This window comes from Luteimonas sp. MC1825 (assembly GCF_014764385.1).
GTDB lineage: Bacteria > Pseudomonadota > Gammaproteobacteria > Xanthomonadales > Xanthomonadaceae > Luteimonas.
Window position 1 is genome coordinate 49,661 of sequence record NZ_CP061714.1, and the last position, 18,156, is coordinate 67,816.

Below are 18,156 nucleotides of genomic sequence, written 5' to 3' on the forward strand. Positions count from 1 at the left end.
TTCGTTACACCAAACACATGGCAGAAGAAGCTTGCCATGTGTTTGGCTCCACTACGCAAGTCGGCTTAACTCAGGCGTTAGGCGCTATGGAACGATTGCCGTTACTTGCAGCCGCCTTCTTGCTGTTCGCCGGCCAGGCCATTGCAACGAACACGCTGTGCGCTTTCAATGGGGCGGACCAGTCCGGACGCTACTCCCTCGAGTTCATTGGTTCGGGTGAGATAGCGATGATCCAAGTCAATGACCCACGCTCCATGCGCTTGGCGAGCTATGTGGTCCATGACTTCAGCTATCGCGAGCGACGTATAGACATGGTGCACGCGGGATCGGACAAGGAAGGCTTCCTGCCTGCATTTACCCTCAAGGGGTCCGGGGAGAATGTGCTGCTCAGCATCGCAGGCCGCAGTATCGTCGGGGAGCTAACTTGCCAGTGGCAGCACGACGCGTGATAGCGCCTAACAATGCGTTCAAGCCGACACCGCATCGGGTCGCAAACCACATGGCAGGTACAGCTTGCCATGCGCTTCACGCCCCGCTGCGGCGCGGCTTAACTTAGGCGTTAGGCGCACCACTGCACCGCAAGGAGGCGTGAAGTGAAACTGACAGACTCGGAAATTCGCCACTTCAAGAACGTACTGTGGGGCACGCGCTTCTGGGCGTCGTTCCGCTGGGTTCTGTTGGGTGTTCTGGGCTACACCGCCGTCGCACACTTCAGCGGCTGGAAGCCGCAGACCCGTCCGGACTGGCTGGTTGCCGGAGCTCTCTACATGCTTGTCGCTTGGCCAGGCCTGTGCCGCACCTACGTATTTCACACGCTTCGCCGCGTTGTTGCGGAGGACCCGGAGGCGAGGGCGCAGCTTGCTGCGGCTGGCGTTAAAGAGTTCGCGTCTGGCACCCCGGCGGGGCGCGCCTAACAATGCGTTCAAGCCGAAGCCGCTTCGTTACGCAAAGCACATGGCAGATACAGCTTGCCATGTGCTTCGCTCCACTACGCGTCTCGGCTTAACTTAGGTGTTAGGCGCTTATGCCAGATCCTCAGCACTTCAAGCAGGAGTTCCAGCGGTCTCGTCGCAAGGGGCTCTGGTTCGGGGTTGCGGTTCCTGGCTTGCTTCTGATTGGCGCGCTGCTGTGTGCGCTCAACTCTCAGCCATGGTTCTTCCCACTTGGTCTCGTGGTTGGAGCTGCGGCCTTTGTGTTCTTCGGTGCCAGAGCCTATCGCTGCCCAAATTGCGGAGCATTTCCGGAGCCTGATGTCCCGCACTTCAATCCGGAGGCATGCTTTGTCTGCAAAACCGCACTTCGCTGATCTCGGTTACGCGCCTAACAATGCGTTCAAGCCGACACCGCATCGGGGCGCAAACCACATGGCAGATACAGCTTGCCATGTGCTTCACGCCCCGCTGCGGCGCGGCTTAACTTAGGTGTTAGGCCTCCAGAGCGTCACACCTGTGCATGTCGAGGCGTCCTTGCTTCTCCTTTGGAACTATTGATCGAGAGACCCATGATCAGCACAGCACCCCAATCGCGCGGAAAGATGATCGCTGTCGGGCTCACAGCAGGTGCCGGGCTAGGCAGCGCTCTGGGAGTCCTTTTTGGCAACATCCCAGTCGGCCTTGCGGCCGGAGTAGCCTTCGGGCTTCTTGCTGCCTCCGTACTGTCAAGACGCAGCCGATGATTCGCGTGCTGGCCCCGGCGCGGCGGCCTAACAAATCATTCAAGCCGATGCCGCTTCGCGGCACGGCTTAATTCTGGCGTTAGGCGCTCATAGCACGCAGTAGTAGCGGTTGCCGCGTTGTGTGCCAACTCGCCCTGTCTCGGCTTCTGGCACTTCGCTGTGTATTACGCACGCGCGGTGGGCGGCGTCGTCAGGCACCTCGGCTTCGGCCACACGCAGCCTCGTGACAAGGTTGCGACATCTGCGGCCGGCTTCGTGCGGAATAAGCGTGCGACTTCTGCGCCGCACGACCGGTCGGCACGGCTCCAGAATCATCTCTGTCACGGCAGCCTAGGTTCTGTCGCAAGCGCGTTACGGGCTTCGGCCAGGTTGCAGTATCTTACCGGCCTTGGCTTCGGCTACAGTTGCGCCTAACTATTCGTTCAAGCCGACACCGCTTCGTTCCGCGAACCACATGGCAGGTACAGCTTGCCATGTGCTTCGCTCCACTACGCGGCGCGGCTTAACTCAGGTGTTAGGCCCCATATGAAGACTGTCGCGTTGTTGCTCCTACTCGTCTTGGCTTCGGGAACCAATGTTGCACGCGCTGCTGACCTCACAGCGTCAGCTGAGTGGGCCGCTTCCGTGCAGGAGAGAGTTCTGAGCAACTGGTCGCGGCCAGCCCCCCGGTCTGAGACGGTAGCGACTTGCCGTATCTATCTCACGATATCGCTCGCCGGTACGGTAGAAGCAGCAGAGTTCAGACAACCGTGTGGAGATGAGGCGCTAGAGCAATCGATCCGCACAGCTGTTCAGCGATCGTCGCCGCTGCCACTGCCTCGGGATCCTGGTGCATTCCAGCGCTTGCTGGTTCTAAACTTTCAAGCTCGCTGAGCTGGGGCCTAACAATGCGTTCAAGCCGAAGCCGCTTCGTTACGCGGTCCAGGCGGCAGGTAAAGCTTGCCACCTGGTCCGCTCCACTACGCGTCTCGGCTTAACTTAGGTGTTAGGCGCTAGAACAAACATCATGGCAACCTTGATACTCGCAATCCTGATGACTGGGACGCTGCCTGCGCTCCTGCCGCGGTGGCGGCATGCTCTTCTCGTAGCTGGCGCTTTTCTCGCTGCGTTAGTCGTTGCATTCCTGTATTTTCTCCTTGACCTGGGTGAAAATCCAAGTGGCGGAGACGGCCCTGCCTTTGCCACCTTCGTCGTCCTTTTCGGCTGTGCTCAAGCCATCGTTGCGGCATCTCTCATTGGACGGCTCATTGCTCATAGGCTGGCCCGCGCACTGACCCTGCCCACCAAGAGCCGCGTCGTAAAGTTCTTGCTTGCTTTTTCGCTCGTTCCCTGTGCGCTAGCAGTCGCGCTGGCGACTCTGCACTACGCCTCGAACGGACTCATCGGCCTCGCGGTTGTCGTATTTTTCCCGTTCTTCTGGCTGGGGCTGGCATTGCAGCTAGCGTCTAACAATTCATTCAAGCCGATGCCGCTTCGCGGCACGGCTTAATTCTGGTGTTAGGCCTTGCTTCCCGCACCGTTGTTGCTCGGTTCCAGGCAAGCTGTAGCGTCTCGCGTATCCGCAGCGTTGGCACCTCGCACGCGCGGTGCAGGCATCGGCAGTCAGCCCTGCAACACCTCGGCTTCGGACAGGCGCGACTCTTCGCAAGATTCGACCTGCCGCGTCGGCTTCGGGCAGTGCGCGGTGAGAGTTCTTGGCCGCGCGCATGGGGCGTTTCGGCAGCACCAGTCACGGCGCTTGTTGTACTGTTCGCCTCAGGGGTTGGGCTGCCGCACGTCGGGCACAGGTGCCAGGGAACGGCGGCCTAACGAGTCGTTCAAGCCGATGCCGCTTCGCGGCACGGCTTAACTCTGGTGTTAGGCCTTGTTTCCCGCACTGTTGTTGCCGGGTTCCAGGCAATCTGTAGCGCCTCGCTTATCCGCAGCGTTTGCACCTCGCACGCGCGGTGCAGGCATCGGCAGTCAGCCCTGCAGCACCTCGGCTTCGGGCAGGCGCGACTCTCGCCAAGATTCGACCTGCCGAGTCGGCTTCGGACAGGGCCGTGTGAGAGTTCTTGGCCGCGCGAGTCGATGGCTCTGGCTTCGGCCGGAGCAAGTGCCAGCTCAGGTCCTTCGGCAAGACTTGTTGTACTGTTCGGCTCAGGGGTTGGGCTGTCGCAAGGTTGGGCGGAAGCTCGGCGTGCGGCGGCCTAACAAGTCGTTCAAGCCGAAGCCGCTTCGTTACGCAAAACACATGGCAGGTAAAGCTTGCCATGTGTTTCGCTCCACTACGCGTCTCGGCTTAACTCTGGCGTTAGGCCTTGTTTCCCGCACTGTTGTTGCCGGGTTCCAGGCAATCTGTAGCGCCTCGCTTATCCGCAGCGTTTGCACCTCGCACGCGCGGTGCAGGCATCGGCAGTCAGCCCTGCAGCACCTCGGCTTCGGGCAGGCGCGACTCTCGCCAAGATTCGACCTGCCGAGTCGGCTTCGTGCTGGCCGCAGTGGGAGTTCTTGGCCGCGCGACTCGACCTTCTAGGCTCCGCTCGCGCCGGGTGCCAGGCCAAGCTCTCCGGCAAGACTTGTTGTACTGTTTCGCTCAGGGGTTGGGCTGTCGCGGGTCGGGCACAAGTGCCGGGCAGCGGCGGCCTAACAAATCGTTCAAGCCGAATCCGCTTCGTTACGCGAAACACATGGCAGGTAAATCTTGCCATGTGTTTCGCTTCACTACGCTGCTCGGCTTAACTCTGGCGTTAGGCCGCTGGGGAGGGCTACGGTGAACTTGAACCACGTGACACTTCCGGCGGTGGACATCGACGCATCTGTCGCGTTCTACAGAGGCATGGGCTTCACGCTGATCGTCCTCTCGCCTCATTACGCCAGGTTCGAATGCCCTGAGGGTGACGCCACCTTCTCGCTCCACCTGTCCGTCGAGCCTTCGGGTGCAAGCGGAGTAGTTGTGTACTTCGAGTGCTCGGACCTAGACGCTCGGGTTGCGGAACTCCAAGGGCGCGGCTACGTATTCTCCAAGCCACCCACGGACGAGCGCTGGCTCTGGCGAGAGGCTCGGCTTCAAGACCCATCCGGCAACACGCTCTGCCTCTTCTGGGCCGGGCAGAACCGCAAGAGTCCGCCTTGGCGCGTCTCGGCAGCGGCCTAACAATGCGTTCAAGCCGAAGCCGCTTCGTTACGCAAAGCACATGGCAGGAAAAGCTTGCCATGTGCTTTGCTCCACTGCGCGTCTCGGCTTAACTTAGGCGTTAGGCCCCTTATGAGGCTCCGCGGTATTCCCATGCAAGGACTCAAGCTTCTGGCTACAGCGCTGATTACCATGGCGCTTCCAAGCTGCGCTGCGCAGAATGCTCGCCCGGCTACTTCAATGGCGCCGGTATCTAGCCTGTGCGATCTCCTTGCGACGTCAGCGCCACTGAGTACCGTGGCTTCATTCCAGGCCGTAGCCTCAACGGACTTCCATCACGGGATCACGCTAAAGGATCCTGCGTGCCCAAACACAGGCCTGCGGGTCGGCCACGTGGAGGATGGCGCAGACGAGAGCGTCGAGCGCTTTATCAATCAATTGAGGTCGCTGGCGCCGCATTTGACTTGGCGCTCTGCGCGCGGCAGCTTCACCGGGCGCATCACGCGTAATGCTTCCGGCAAGCAATACGTAGCGCTACTGGGGGCGCACGACTTTCAGGAGGTTGCATATGGGCCATAGCTCGCGGGGCCTAACAATGCGTTCAAGCCGAAGCCGCTTCGTTCCGCAAAGCACATGGCAGGTACAGCTTGCCATGTGCTTTGCTCCACTACGCGTCTCGGCTTAACTTTGGTGTTAGGCGCTTCAATGACCTATTCCGCAGCCCTTGCAATCATCGCCCTAGCCAGCTCTTCGGCAAGCCCGGAGTTGTGCCGCGGTCTCGAAAGCAAGATCGAACCGGATATACGCATTTTGGAGTCTGACCTGAGCCAGTCAGCTGCAATCGAAGCCACTGAAAAGCTCAGAGACATGGTTGCTCGCGACAACTTGACGGGCGAGTTCCAGTTCGGAGCGCTCAACCAGTCAAAGATCATCCGCGGGTACATCCTGCTCCGCCAGGCAACGGCAGACCGAGAGGAGTTTGGCGCCGACTCGGCAGAGGCGGCGGAGTCAGCCAAGTCGTTGTGCACCTGGCTCAGCACGGAGGGGTTTTGGTATGACTAGTTCGTCGCAGCCAGCGCCTAACAATGCGTTCAAGCCGACACCGCATCGTGTCGCAAACCACATGGCAGGTACAGCTTGCCATGTGCTTCACGCCCCGCTGCGGCGCGGCTTAACTTAGGCGTTAGGCGTCATATGAAAGTTCTGCGCAACGTGACACGTAGCCTTCCACTGCTTCTGGCGGCCAGTCTGGCCAGTGCCGGAGTGTCCTGGTCTCCTATTGCCTGTTCTTGCTTGTCGGCTTGGGAGGACATAGCTACTGGCCTTGGGCGGTTCGATCTCAAATCCCCAGATCAGCTCACTCCGCGGCTGGTAGCTGATGCTGTGAAAGCCAAGTTCTCTGGCAAGGCTGTATCTGCAAGCGACATGCCGTTCGCATTCTCAACCTACGACTGCGCAGATAGTTCTTCACCTGAGCGTGCGGTTCGGTGTCGCTGGTGGCTATGGGAGTCCAGCGGCGGGAGCAAGAAAGGGTATGACGTAGTTGTTTCAACTACTCCGCAGGGCGTCTTTCAGCGAGTCTCGGTTACGCCAGTCCAGTACATGACTGCGTCCGACCGCAAATGACGGGTGAATTCAACCACCAAGTGCGACAGTCCTGATCAAGCGCGGATTCTCTGTTCGGGCGTTTCATAGTCGTAGCGCTTCCTCGGTCTGGTATTGAGTTTGTGAGCGATTGCATCGCACTGTTTCTGGGTCAGCTTCGCCATGCTCTTGCCCTTCTGCAGGTACTGGCGGATCAGCCCGTTGGTGTTCTCGTTGGTGCCACGCTGCCACGGGTGGTGAGGGCGCGCGAAGTAGAACGTCGTTCCGGTCGCGGCCTCGATCTCCGCATAGCCATGGAACTCGGTGCCGTTATCCGAGGTGATCGTGATACACGGCAGCGGCGCTGCTTTGATCATCTCGATGACACGGCGATTCAATGCCTTGGTGGTGCGGTTGGGTAGCTTGCCGATCATCAGGTAGCCCGTGGCACGTTCGACCATGGTCACGATGCAGGACTTCTCCCAGGACGCCCCCATGACCGTGTCGATTTCCCAGTGGCCGACCTCGAGCCGCGCCTCAATTTCGACTGGCCGCTCCTCGATCATGCGCTTGCCTTGCAGCCTTCCGCGGCGCTCCAGGCCGTAGTGCCGCTTGCGCCGCTTATAGCGGCGGCGCAGCTCTAGATACAGCGTGCCGCCTGCACGCCAGTCACGCCGCACGTGGCGGTAGATCGACTGGAAGCTGATCGCAAACTCGCCCTGCCGAAGCACGCCGGCAATCTGCTCGGGGCTCCATTGCTGCATCAGCAGCGCCTCGACTCGGGCGTACTGCATCGGAGCGTGGTGCGGACCGCGGCGGCTGCGTCGGAGCCGACCGTTCCGACGCTCCTGGGCTTTGCTGTAGCAGTAGTGTCCGCCCTTGGGACAGGGCGTCAGGTTGCGCTTGATCTCGCGATAGATCGTGCTTCGGTGACGGCCCAGGATCAGGGCAATCTCGGCCACGCTGTGCCTGGTCTTGCGGAGCTTGGAGATCAGGTATCGTTCGTCTCTGGTGAGCTGGCAGTACTTCACGGTTGGGGCTCCTTTCTTGCCGGATAAGAGTCCCTTCCAGTCTGCCAGCTCACCTCTCCTTTTCGGGGCGCTGGATTTGTCGCACTTAGTCTGGCAATTTCTGACGCCTAACAATTCGTTCAAGCCGATGCCGCTTCGCGGCACGGCTTAACTCAAGTGTTAGGCGTCACTGGGCAAGCGGTCCCGTGTGCCGCCGGTTGCTCTTCGGATAGTCCGCACCAGCTCGAGGGGTCGCCTCGCTGGTCATCGCCTTATTGCGCAGCGGGCTCCGCACCATCAGCCTGACCTTAAGCATCCGGCGCTGCCAGGCAGCCCCAACTTCGGCAGCAGTCGCTCGCCTCAGCGGCACGCAGACCTGCCACAGGCAGCTTTGAGGCGCGACCGGACGTCGCGGCCAGATTGGCCCAAGGTGTTGTAGTGTTCGGCTCAGGGGTTGGGCTGCGGTTCGTCCTGGTCGGTGAGTTCACCATCCCGGCCAGCTGCCGCCTAACAAGTCGTTCAAGCCGAAGCCGCTTCGTTACGCAAACCACATGGCAGATAAAGCTTGCCATGTGCTTCGCTCCACTGCGCGTCTCGGCTTAACTCTGGCGTTAGGCGTCACTGGGCAAGCGCCCTCGTGTGTTGCGGTCTGCTCTTCGGAGGGTCAACGCGAGTGCACACGGTCGCTTCGTTGAGCATCGCCTGGACGAGCAATGCGCTCTGCTTCAGCACCGCAAACCGATGGGCTTGGCGCTCCCGAGCAGTCTCACCTTCGGCAACAGTCGCTCGCCTCGGCAGCACGCAGGCCTGCTGCACACAGATTCCCGCGCTCCTGCATGCCGTGGCTAGACTGGCTCCAGGTGTTGTAGTGTCTGGCTCAGGGGTTGGGTTGCGGGTTGTCCGGATCGCACGTTCACCATCCGGGCCAGCTGCCGCCTAACAAGTCGTTCAAGCCGAAGCCGCTTCGTTACGCAAACCACATGGCAGATAAAGCTTGCCATGTGCTTCGCTCCACTGCGCGTCTCGGCTTAACTCTGGCGTTAGGCCGCATGTACCTTCCGATCCAGCTTGCCGGACTTACGACCAAAGACCTAGCTAGCTGCTGCGGCAGCAAGGTCTCACGTATTGCGTGGCCGGCGGCACAGTCATCCGATCGCACGTGGCATCTAGAACTTATCTGGCTGGACGGCACGGCTTGGACGGTGCGCGGTGTTCCGACAATGACGGAGTCAGGACATGAGATGGGGTCGCTTAGAGTGGAGCGGACCCTGGCTAGTCTCCTGCCGGGGGAGTTCGTTAGGGAGGACGTGATCCTCAATGATCTGGAGGTAGCCTCCATCAGCATCGGGACTGCGTCAGAGGCCGGTGTCAGATCCGATTGCGGCATCTCGCTCAGCGATCGGGCCGGAAACGAATGGACTATTGTGACCGCACCGGCAACCGGAGCCGTTGCAGTTATTTGGCCCGGCAAGGCTCCTCCAGCAACGGAATTCATGCTGTCCAGCTTTATGTGGAAGGCCCTCCAATGATCATCGCTCCTTGGCATCCCGCGGTGGCGGCCTAACAATGCGTTCAAGCCGAAGCCGCTTCGTTACGCAAACCACATGGCAGGAAAAGCTTGCCATGTGGTTCGCTCCACTACGCGTCTCGGCTTAACTTAGGCGTTAGGCCGCTCTGAAAGTTCTGGGAGTCTCAAATGAAAGTCAGCATTTCCGTGCTTCCACTTTTCGGGCTGCTACTCGCTTCTAGTGCTGCTCACGCTGCCACTTGGGTAGAGATTGCGCGCAGCGACGCCTCTGTTATCTATGCTGACGTTGACTCATTAAGCAGAGTCGGCCCAACGGTTGAAATTTGGGCAAAGTACGTTCATTCAGTGCCACAGGAAGTTCAGGGCAAGCCCTCTAGATCGGCTAGGATTCTCTGGAACTTCAACTGCGAGCAAAGAACTGCAGCTGCCCTCAGATCTGTCGAGTACGCCGACATAGATGGCCATGATGTAGTCCAGAGTCTCTCGGGTAGACCAGAACATGCTCAGATCAAGCCAAGCTCGGTTAATGACACCATTGCAACCAATCTTTGCGACCTGCCTCACTCGTCGAAAAGCCAGAAAGCATCCCCTGTCGTGCTCGTCTGCCCAGTTTCAGATGGCAATGGCGAAACAAAATTCGACTTTACAGTCAACTTGGACTATCGCACCTCCACAGCTAATGGCTGGCCTGCTGACGTTTCTGACACACGCGTTTTCTGGGCAACGGACACCAACATCTACACACTCAATCGCTACTCCGGCTCCATTTCATTTGGTTCCAGATCGTTTCCCGCGCTATTCAACGGCCAGTGTGAGCGCAAAACCGAGAAGTTGTTCTAGCGCTCCAGTTCGCGGCCTAACAATTCGTTCAAGCCGAAGCCGCTTCGTTACGCAAAACACATGGCAGGTAAAGCTTGCCATGTGTTTCGCTCCACTACGCGTCTCGGCTTAACTCTGGCGTTAGCCGCTCAGAGCACGCAGATCGTAGTTCATGGCAGGCCATGCATCCGGCTTCGCGCCAGCATTAGAGCGCACGGTCGTGGTGTTCTCGGCGCGTGAGAGAGCTTCGTTGAGACGTCTCGTCCGCGATGCAGGTTCTGTGGCCGAGCTTCGCTGGCTTCGGGGCGTCCGTTTTTCTCCATCGGGGCTGCGCTTCGCCCAGGCAGTCGCACTCGGACGGTCCACAATGAGAGTTCTCGGCCGCGTGGCCGGGCTTCTTCGGCTTTGGCAGCAGCATCGTGTGGTTTTGGGCACGTTCGTGGTGCCGGCTTCGGGTTGCTGTGGGCTTGGTGGCAAGTGAGCCGGCTTCGGATAGAGTTGGCGTCCAACAAATCGTTCAAGCCGACGCCGCTTCGGGGCGCAAACCACATGGCAGATAAAGCTTGCCATGTGCTTCACGCCCCTACGCAGCGCGGCTTAACTCAGGCGTTAGGCCGCTGGGGAGCTACATGGCCAGTCCAACCAACAAGCTTCTGGTAGTCGGCGCTGCCCTTAGCGGGATCGCAGCGCTGATGCATCTGGCGTGTCTGGCAGTGGGCGCTCCGCTGTTTCGGCTCTTGGGCGCCGGAGAGCAAATGGCACAGCTGCACTTGGCCGGCCACTGGTATCCCACCGTCGTCACCCTGGCCATGGCCGGCGTCCTTGCTGCTTGGAGTGCTTACGCTCTGTCCGGCGCCGGCGTGATTCGCAAGCTGCCGCTGCTGCGTACTGCCCTCTCCGCAATCACGGCCATCTACATTGTCCGGGGCGTCGCATTCGTGCCGACCATGGCGTACTTCCCAGGAAACAGCATGACGTTCTGGGTAGTAAGCTCTTCAATCTGCCTGCTGATCGGCATCGTCCACTTTGTGGGCCTTCGGCAGTCTTGGGGCAGGCTGTCGGGCGGCGCGGCCTAACAATGCGTTCAAGCCGAAGCCGCTTCGTTACGCAAAGCACATGGCAGGTACAGCTTGCCATGTGCTTCGCTCCACTACGCGTCTCGGCTTAACTTAGGTGTTAGGCCGCATGGCAGCCGTCCTCGCAATCGTCCAGTTCGCTCTCGTGCCGATCCTGCTAGCGGTGGCTCTGGCTGTGCGCTTCGCCGGCGTCTCAAAGCCACTCAACGTCGTTGATTACGCTCGCGTGGCTGACCCTGTGGCTCTGCATCGCTGGGCAGGAAACCGACTTCTTCTCATGCCAGCGGCTTTCCTGATAGGCGGCTTTGCTTCGTACCGCTTTCCCGGGCTGGCCCTGCTGCTTCTTGGCGGGGCAACAGTCGCGTGTCTTTGCGTTGCCGTCTGGCTTGCACTCGGCGCTGAAAGATTCCAGAGTGCGGCCTAACTATGCGTTCAAGCCGACACCGCTTCGTTACGCCAACCACATGGCAAAGAAAGCTTGCCATGCGGTCGGCTCCACTGCGCGGCGCGGCTTAACTTAGGTGTTAGGCCTTGTTTCCCGCACTGTTGTTGCCGGGTTCTAGGCAATCTCTAGCTCATCGCTTATCCGCAGCGTTTGCACCTCGCACGCGCGGTGCAGGTGTCGGCAGTCAGTCCTGCAGCACCTCGGCTTCGGACAGGCGCGACTTCTCCGCAAGATTCGATCGGCCGAGTCGGCTTCGGACAGGGCGCAGTGAGAGTTCTTGGCCGCGCGAGTCGCTGGTTTTGGCTTCGGCCCCGGCAAGCGCCAGCCTCAGGCCGCGCGGCAAGACTTGTTGTACTGTTCGGCTCAGGGGTTGGGCTGTTGCAGGGTCGGGCGCAAGCTCGGCGTGCGGCGGCCTAACAAGTCGTTCAAGCCGAAGCCGCTTCGTTCCGCAAACCACATGGCAGGTAAAGCTTGCCATGTGCTTCGCTCCACTGCGCGTCTCGGCTTAACTCTGGCGTTAGGCGGCTGAGCAACCACGCCCCAAATTGAGACAACGATGGAAGACGACTACGAACTTGTAATGTCCCCGCTCTGCCAGTCCATTACTGACAACGGGCACACCGTACGCGTTGAGATCTATCGCGGGCCGGACACCGACTGGACACTCGAAGTGGTTGATGCATCCAACACTTCGACCGTTTGGGACGATCTGTTCGCCACGGATCAGGCCGCCTTGGACGAGCTGCTGCGGATCATCCGGGAGGATGGCATGGAGTCCATCGTAGAACCCGCTGGGAATGCAGCGCAGTGATGGGCAGCCGCCTAACAATGCGTTCAAGCCGAAACCGCTTCGTTCCGCAAACCACATGGCAGGTACAGCTTGCCATGTGCTTTGCTCCACTACGCGGTTCGGCTTAACTTAGGTGTTAGGCCTTGTGTCCCGCACTGTCGTCGCCGAGTTCCAAGTGACCTGTAGCGCCTCGCTAGTCCGGGGCGTTTGCACCTCGCACGCGCGGTAAGAGCATCGGCAGCCAATCCTGAAGCACCTCGGCTCCGGACAGGCGCGACTCTCCGCGAGATTGGACCTTCCGAGTTGGCTTCGGCAAAAGCGCAGTGAGAGCTCTTGGCCGCGCGAGCCAATCGGCTCGGCCCTGGTCGACGCAAGTGCCAGCCCAAGCTGCTCGCCAAGACTTGTTGTACTGTTCGGCTCAGGGGTTGGGCTGCAGTGTGTTCGGCGCGGGTGCCGGCAGCAGCGGCCTAACAAGTCGTTCAAGCCGAAGCCGCTTCGTTACGCAAACCACATGGCAGGTAAAGCTTGCCATGTGCTTCGCTCCACTGCGCGTCTCGGCTTAACTCTGGCGTTAGGCCGCAGATTGAGGTCGTGGCAAACATGACCAGCAAGAGCATCACCGTTGCGGTGCTACTCGTGTTTGCAGCTTTCGTGCTCCTGTCACTTCTCCGTGGCGCCCCCTATCTCGAAGCATCTTTGCCTGGTGGCCTGCCGCTTGGAAACTTGTTGGTCGCACTAGGCCTTTGTGCCATGGCGGTAGCGTCTACCGCTCTCAGCTTGCGCGGCACAGCCCGGCGTACCGCCGCTCTCGTTGCGCTAGCGGGCGCAGTGTTTTGGCTCCCCGTATCGGTGCTGCTGGCCGGCAACCCGCAACTCAACTTCGGCAGCGAGCTCGGTGCAGCTTGGCTCGCCTTCAGCGTGGCGGTCTTCGCGGCCGCATGTTTTACTTTGCTTTGGGGGTTAGGGGCATCCGTGTTTGCCAAGTTCCGCCGCGCGGGTGCGGCCTAACAAGTCGTTCAAGCCGACGCCGCTTCGGGGCGCAAACCACATGGCAGGTAAAGCTTGCCATGTGCTTCACGCCCCTACGCAGCGCGGCTTAACTCTGGTGTTAGGCCGCATGGCAGCCGTCCTCGCAATCGTCCAGTTCGTGCTTGTGCCGATCCTGCTGGTGGTGGCTCTGGCCGTGCGCTTCGCTGGCAACGCAACGCCGCTCAACGTGGTTGATTACGCTCGCGTGTCGGATCCTGTGGCGCTTCATCGCTGGGCAGGTAACAGGCTTCTTGTGCTGCCGCTCGTGTTCTTGGTCGGCGGCTACACCTCGTACGCCTTCCCGGCGCTCGCTCTGGTGATTCTTGGCGCAGCAACAGTCGTCTGTCTCTGCGTAGCCGTCTGGCTTGCGCTCGGGGCTGAAAGATTCCAGAGTGCGGCCTAACTATGCGTTCAAGCCGAACCCGCTTCGTTACGCGGCCCACATGGCAGAGAAAGCTTGCCATGTGGTCCGCTCCACTACGCGGGTCGGCTTAACTTAGGTGTTAGGCCGCATGTACCTTCCGATCCAGCTTGCCGGACTTACTAGCAGAGACTTGGCCAGCTGCTGCGGCAGCAAGGTCTCACGCATCGCGTGGCCGGCGGCGCAGTCATCCGATTGCACCTGGCATCTAGAGCTGATCTGGCTGGACGGTACGGTTTGGACGGTGCGCGGTGTCCCGACAATGACGGAGTCAGGACATGAGATGGGGTCGCTTAGAGTGGAGCGGACCCTGGCCCGGCCCCTGCCCGGGGAGTTCGCTAGGGAGAACATGATCCTCAATGACTTGGAGGTAGCCTCCATCAGCATCGGGACTGCGTCAGAGGCTGGTGTGAGATCGGATTGCGGCATCTCGCTCAGGGATCGGGCGGGCAACGACTGGACTGTTGTGACCGCACCGTCTACCGGAGCCGTTGCAGTTATTTGGCCTGGTGAGGCTCCTCCAGCAACGGAATTCTTGCTCTCCAGTTTTATGTGGAGGTCACTCCAATGATCATCGTTCCCTGGCATCCCGCGGTGGCGGCCTAACAATGCGTTCAAGCCGAAGCCGCTTCGTTACGCAAACCACATGGCAGGTAAAGCTTGCCATGTGCTTCGCTCCACTGCGCGTCTCGGCTTAACTTAGGCGTTAGGCCTTGTTTCCCGCACTGTTGTTGCCGGGTTCCAGGCAATCTGTAGCGCCTCGCTCATCCGCAGCGTTTGCACCTCGCACGCGCGGTACAGGCATCGGCAGTCAGCCCTGCAACACCTCGGCTTCGGACAGGCGCGACTCTCCGCAAGATTCGACCGGCCGAGTCGGCTTCGGAAAGGGCGCTGTGAGAGTTCTTGGCCGCGCGCTCGGTACGTCGGGCTCCGAGCGGGCCGAGCCCAAACGTCCGGCCAAGACTTGTTGTAGTGTTTCGCTCAGGAGTTGGGCCATCGCAGGTCGGTGCGGGCTGCGGCGGCCTAACAATGCGTTCAAGCCGAAGCCGCTTCGCTACGCGGTCCAGGCGGCAGGTAAAGCTTGCCACCTGGTCCGCTCCACTACGCGTCTCGGCTTAACTTAGGTGTTAGGCCTCACGAAGCATCACGGCATGTGGTAGTTGTACAGCTTTACCCACCAGGGGAGGGGGTTGGTATGTCTGAGCTTATGACCGGGGGCTTCGGTCTCGTCGTTGTTCTCTTCTTGTTCGTCCTTGCGCTGCTTTGGTTCTTGCTGCCGTTCGCGATCTTCGGCACAAAAGACAAGCTCGCCGAGATCATCGCTGAGTCAAAGAAGACTAATAATGAGCTGGCCCGCATTTCTGCGGAGCTGGCCGCAACACGTAGCGCAATCGCGGTGCTGGTGCCACAGCGCTCTGTCGCAAGTGAGGCCTAACTATGCGTTCAAGCCGACACCGCTTCGTTACGCCAACCACATGGCAAAGACAGCTTGCCATGTGGCCGGCTCCACTGCGCGGCGCGGCTTAACTTAAGTGTTAGGCCTGACACCAGGCATCGTCGCAGCTTGACAGTACGTATCCGAAGGGATACGGTGCGTCATGAGCATATTCCTTCGCACGTCGGAGTTCGACGCGTGGCTGAAAGGGCTACGGGATCCGATAGCAACAGCTCGCATCGCGGCGCGCATCCGCTCCGCAGAGGCGGGCAACTTCGGTGACTGTGCCCCGGTGGGTGACGGCATCTCCGAGATGCGGATTCACGTCGGCCCTGGATATCGTTTGTACTACTGCCGCCGCGGCGACGTCACCTATTTGCTGCTCTGCGCGGGAGACAAGTCGTCCCAGCCGAAGGACATCCTGAAAGCCAAGACTCTCCTCAAGAGTCTGGAGAACTGACCATGAAGAACATCGCCGCTTTTGATGCCGCCGACTATCTCGACAACGACATTGTCATTGCTGAGTACCTGAACGCTGCGTTGGAAGATGAGAATCCCAACGTCTTTCTTCAGGCAATCGCTGACGTTGCAAAGGCTCGAGGTATGAGCAAGCTGGCCAAGGACACCGGACTTGGTCGTGAGAGCCTGTACAAGGCGTTGGCCCCGGGCGCAAAGCCACGCTACGACACTGTACTTAAGCTGGTTCGTGCGCTTGGCGTTGAGCTGCATACAACGCCAGCTCATGCAAGCCAGGCCTAACAATGCGTTCAAGCCGAACCCGCTTCGTTACGCGGCCCAGGCGGCAGATAAAGCTTGCCACCTGGTCCACTCCACTGCGCGGGTCGGCTTAACTTAGGTGTTAGGCCCCAAATGAAGACTGTCGCGTTGTTGCTCCTACTCTTCTTGGCTTGGGGAACCAATGTTGTCCGCGCGGCTGAGCTCACAGCGTCAGCCGAGTGGGCCGCTTCCGTGCAGGAGAGAGTTCTGAGCAACTGGTCGCGGCCAGCCCCCCGGTCTGCGCCCGTAGCGACTTGCCGTATCTATCTCACGATATCGCTTGCCGGTACTGTAGAAGCAGCAGAGTTCAGACAACCGTGTGGAGATGATGCGCTGGAGCAATCGATCCGCGCAGCTGTTCAGCGATCGTCGCCGCTGCCACTGCCACGGGATCCTCGTGCATTCCAGCGCTTGCTGGTTCTAAACTTCCAAGCTCGCTGAGTTGGGGCCTAACAATGAGTTCAAGCCGAAGCCGCTTCGTTCCACAAAGCACATGGCAGATACAGCTTGCCATGTACTTTGCTCCACTACGCGTCTCGGCTTAACTTGGGTGTTAGGCCTTGTTTCCCGCACTGTTGTTGCCGGGTTCCAGGCGATCCGTAGCGCATCGCTTATCCGCTGCGTTTGCACTTCGCACGCGCGGTGCAGGCATCGGCAGTCAGCCCTGAAACACCTCGGCTTCGGACGGGCGCGACTGTTCGCAAGATTCGACCTGCCGGGTCGGTTTCGGGCAGTGCGCGGTGAGAGTTCTTGGCCGCGCGCATGGTGCGTTTCGGCAGCACCAGACACGGCGCTTGTTGTACTGTTCACCTCAGGGGTTGGGCTGCCGCACGTCGGGCGCAGGTGCCAGGGAACGGCGGCCTAACGAGTCGTTCAAGCCGATGCCGCTTCGCGGCACGGCTTAACTCTGGTGTTAGGCCTTGTTCCCCGCTCTGTTGTAGCAGTGCTTTCCCGCAACCTGGTTCATGCCGCTTCGTCGTTGCGGTGGGCACCTCGCACGCGCGGTGGGAGGCATCGGCAGTCGGCCCTGAAGCACCTCGGCTCCGGACACGCGCGACTACCCGCAAGATTTGACCTGCCGGGTCGGCTTCGGAAATGGCGCTATGAGAGTTCTTGGCCGCGCGCTCGGTGCATCCGGCTCCGATCGCAGAAAGCCCAAGCTCCCGGCCAAGAGTTGTTGTAGTGTTTCCGCTCGGGTGTTGGGCTATCGCAGGTCAGGTAAGGGCTGCGGCGGCCTAACAATGCGTTCAAGCCGAAGTTGCTTCGCAACTCGGCTTAACTTAGGTGTTAGGCCGCATGGCAACGGTCCTCGCAATCGTCCAGTTCGTGCTTGTGCCGATCCTGCTGGTGGTGGCTCTGGCCGTGCGCTTCGCCGGCACCGCAAAGCCACTCAACGTGGTTGATTACGCTCGCGTGTCGGATCCTGTGGCGCTTCATCGCTGGGCAGGTAACAGGCTTCTTGTGCTGCCGCTCGTGTTCTTGGTCGGCGGCTACACCTCGTACGCCTTCCCGGCGCTCGCTCTGGTGATTCTTGGCGCAGCAACAGTCGTCTGTCTCTGCGTAGCCGTCTGGCTTGCGCTCGGGGCTGAAAGATTCCAGAGTGCGGCCTAACCATGCGTTCAAGCCGAACCCGCTTCGTTACGCGGCCCACATGGCAGAGAAAGCTTGCCATGTGGTCCGCTCCACTACGCGGGTCGGCTTAACTTAGGTGTTAGGCCGCAGGTGATGCTTTGACGCACAACGTGCTATTTGTCTGTGGCAAGAACCGTCTTCGCAGCCCGACCGCGGAGCAGGTGTTCGCAGACTGGCCGGGAGTCGGGACAGCTTCCGCCGGGACGGGCAACGACGCGGACTGTCCAGTCTCGGCTGAGCTGATCGCCTGGGCAGACACAGTGCTCGTTATGGAGTCCGCGCACCGGGTGAAGGTTGCGGCCAAGTTCCAGCCTGAGCTGCGGGGCAAGCGCGTGGCGGTCCTGGGCATTCCAGACCAATACGAGTACATGGCGCCGGAGCTCGTCCGGCTGCTCCAGCAAAAGGTTCCGCGCTACTTGCCGGCTCGCAGGGGCGCAGCTTAGTCTGCGGCCTAACAATTCGTTCAAGCCGACGCCGCTTCGTTACGCAAACCACATGGCAGGTAAAGCTTGCCATGTGCTTCGCTTCACTGCGCGGCGCGGCTTAACTCAGGCGTTAGGCCTTTGAGGAGAGTTCTATGCGACTTGCCGTCCTTCTAACTGCACTCGTGGGTTTGAGCGCCTGCGCCAGTCAGCCCAAGAACCCAGGGCCGACGGACTCTGATTCGTTCCCTAAGTGCGAGCGTGTCAACTGCACCGAGCCAGTGGCAGAGTTGCGTGCGCCTGAGGGCGCAGTCCTGTCATTCGAGATCTGCAATGACGGAGCAAGCCGCAACTACTCGTATCGGCGGTCCGGGAAGGCTTGGGTACTCACGTCGTAC

At 60.2% G+C, this 18,156-nt stretch carries 16 protein-coding genes; 15 read left to right on the top strand and 1 reads right to left on the bottom strand.

From position 1 onward, the window contains the following. Positions 1-17 precede the first annotated feature (17 nt). The 5 genes from IDM46_RS00270 (at position 18) to IDM46_RS00295 (ending at position 5,852) form a co-directional block, all read left to right on the top strand. Positions 18-449: a hypothetical protein gene (locus tag IDM46_RS00270; protein ID WP_221441920.1), complete on the top strand. Its 432-nt coding sequence runs from the start codon at positions 18-20 to the stop codon at positions 447-449. A 144-nt stretch (positions 450-593) separates the two neighbouring features. Then, the gene (locus IDM46_RS00275) at positions 594-914 is read left to right on the top strand and encodes a hypothetical protein (protein ID WP_185116138.1); all 321 of its coding nucleotides are present in this window, start codon (positions 594-596) and stop codon (positions 912-914) included. Positions 915-2,681: 1,767 nt separating this feature from the next. After that, entirely contained in the window at positions 2,682-3,164 is a 483-nt protein-coding gene (locus tag IDM46_RS00285) for a hypothetical protein (RefSeq protein WP_185116140.1), read from the top strand. Positions 3,165-4,442: 1,278 nt separating this feature from the next. Then, complete coding sequence (locus IDM46_RS00290; RefSeq protein ID WP_223878086.1) at positions 4,443-4,811, top strand: VOC family protein; 369 nt, start codon at positions 4,443-4,445, stop codon at positions 4,809-4,811. A gap of 684 nt (positions 4,812-5,495) precedes the next feature. Continuing rightward, positions 5,496-5,852 carry a hypothetical protein gene (locus IDM46_RS00295; protein ID WP_185116153.1) on the top strand — a complete coding sequence of 119 codons (357 nt, stop codon included), beginning with the start codon at positions 5,496-5,498 and terminating at the stop codon, positions 5,850-5,852. 599 nt (positions 5,853-6,451) lie between these two features. On the opposite strand, the gene IDM46_RS00300 is transcribed toward IDM46_RS00295, so the two are convergent. After that, positions 6,452-7,405 carry an IS30 family transposase gene (locus tag IDM46_RS00300; RefSeq protein WP_185116154.1) on the bottom strand — a complete coding sequence of 318 codons (954 nt, stop codon included), beginning with the start codon at positions 7,403-7,405 and terminating at the stop codon, positions 6,452-6,454. A gap of 1,675 nt (positions 7,406-9,080) precedes the next feature. Here IDM46_RS00300 and IDM46_RS00305 point away from each other — a divergent pair. The 10 genes from IDM46_RS00305 to IDM46_RS13540 all read left to right on the top strand — a co-directional run bounded on the left by IDM46_RS00305 (position 9,081) and on the right by IDM46_RS13540 (position 17,779). Further along, positions 9,081-9,752: a surface-adhesin E family protein gene (locus IDM46_RS00305; RefSeq protein ID WP_185114469.1), complete on the top strand. Its 672-nt coding sequence runs from the start codon at positions 9,081-9,083 to the stop codon at positions 9,750-9,752. Positions 9,753-10,360: 608 nt separating this feature from the next. Next, positions 10,361-10,807, top strand: coding sequence for a hypothetical protein (locus IDM46_RS00310; RefSeq protein ID WP_185114470.1), 447 nt, complete (start codon positions 10,361-10,363; stop codon positions 10,805-10,807). 1,001 nt (positions 10,808-11,808) lie between these two features. After that, a complete protein-coding gene (locus IDM46_RS00315; protein ID WP_185114471.1) occupies positions 11,809-12,063 on the top strand; it encodes a hypothetical protein in 255 nt (84 codons plus the stop codon). Positions 12,064-12,642: 579 nt separating this feature from the next. Continuing rightward, entirely contained in the window at positions 12,643-13,050 is a 408-nt protein-coding gene (locus tag IDM46_RS00320; RefSeq protein ID WP_185114472.1) for a hypothetical protein, read from the top strand. Between the two features lie 109 nt (positions 13,051-13,159). Beyond that, positions 13,160-13,474: a hypothetical protein gene (locus IDM46_RS00325; protein ID WP_185114473.1), complete on the top strand. Its 315-nt coding sequence runs from the start codon at positions 13,160-13,162 to the stop codon at positions 13,472-13,474. 1,213 nt (positions 13,475-14,687) lie between these two features. Further along, positions 14,688-14,927 carry a hypothetical protein gene (locus IDM46_RS00330; protein ID WP_185114474.1) on the top strand — a complete coding sequence of 80 codons (240 nt, stop codon included), beginning with the start codon at positions 14,688-14,690 and terminating at the stop codon, positions 14,925-14,927. Positions 14,928-15,090: 163 nt separating this feature from the next. Then, the gene (locus IDM46_RS00335; RefSeq protein ID WP_185114475.1) at positions 15,091-15,387 is read left to right on the top strand and encodes a type II toxin-antitoxin system RelE/ParE family toxin; all 297 of its coding nucleotides are present in this window, start codon (positions 15,091-15,093) and stop codon (positions 15,385-15,387) included. A gap of 2 nt (positions 15,388-15,389) precedes the next feature. Continuing rightward, the gene (locus IDM46_RS00340) at positions 15,390-15,686 is read left to right on the top strand and encodes an addiction module antidote protein (protein WP_185114476.1); all 297 of its coding nucleotides are present in this window, start codon (positions 15,390-15,392) and stop codon (positions 15,684-15,686) included. Positions 15,687-17,000: 1,314 nt separating this feature from the next. Beyond that, complete coding sequence (locus IDM46_RS00350; RefSeq protein ID WP_185114478.1) at positions 17,001-17,315, top strand: hypothetical protein; 315 nt, start codon at positions 17,001-17,003, stop codon at positions 17,313-17,315. A 119-nt stretch (positions 17,316-17,434) separates the two neighbouring features. Then, a complete protein-coding gene (locus tag IDM46_RS13540) occupies positions 17,435-17,779 on the top strand; it encodes a low molecular weight protein tyrosine phosphatase family protein (RefSeq protein ID WP_223877984.1) in 345 nt (114 codons plus the stop codon). Positions 17,780-18,156 lie beyond the last annotated feature (377 nt).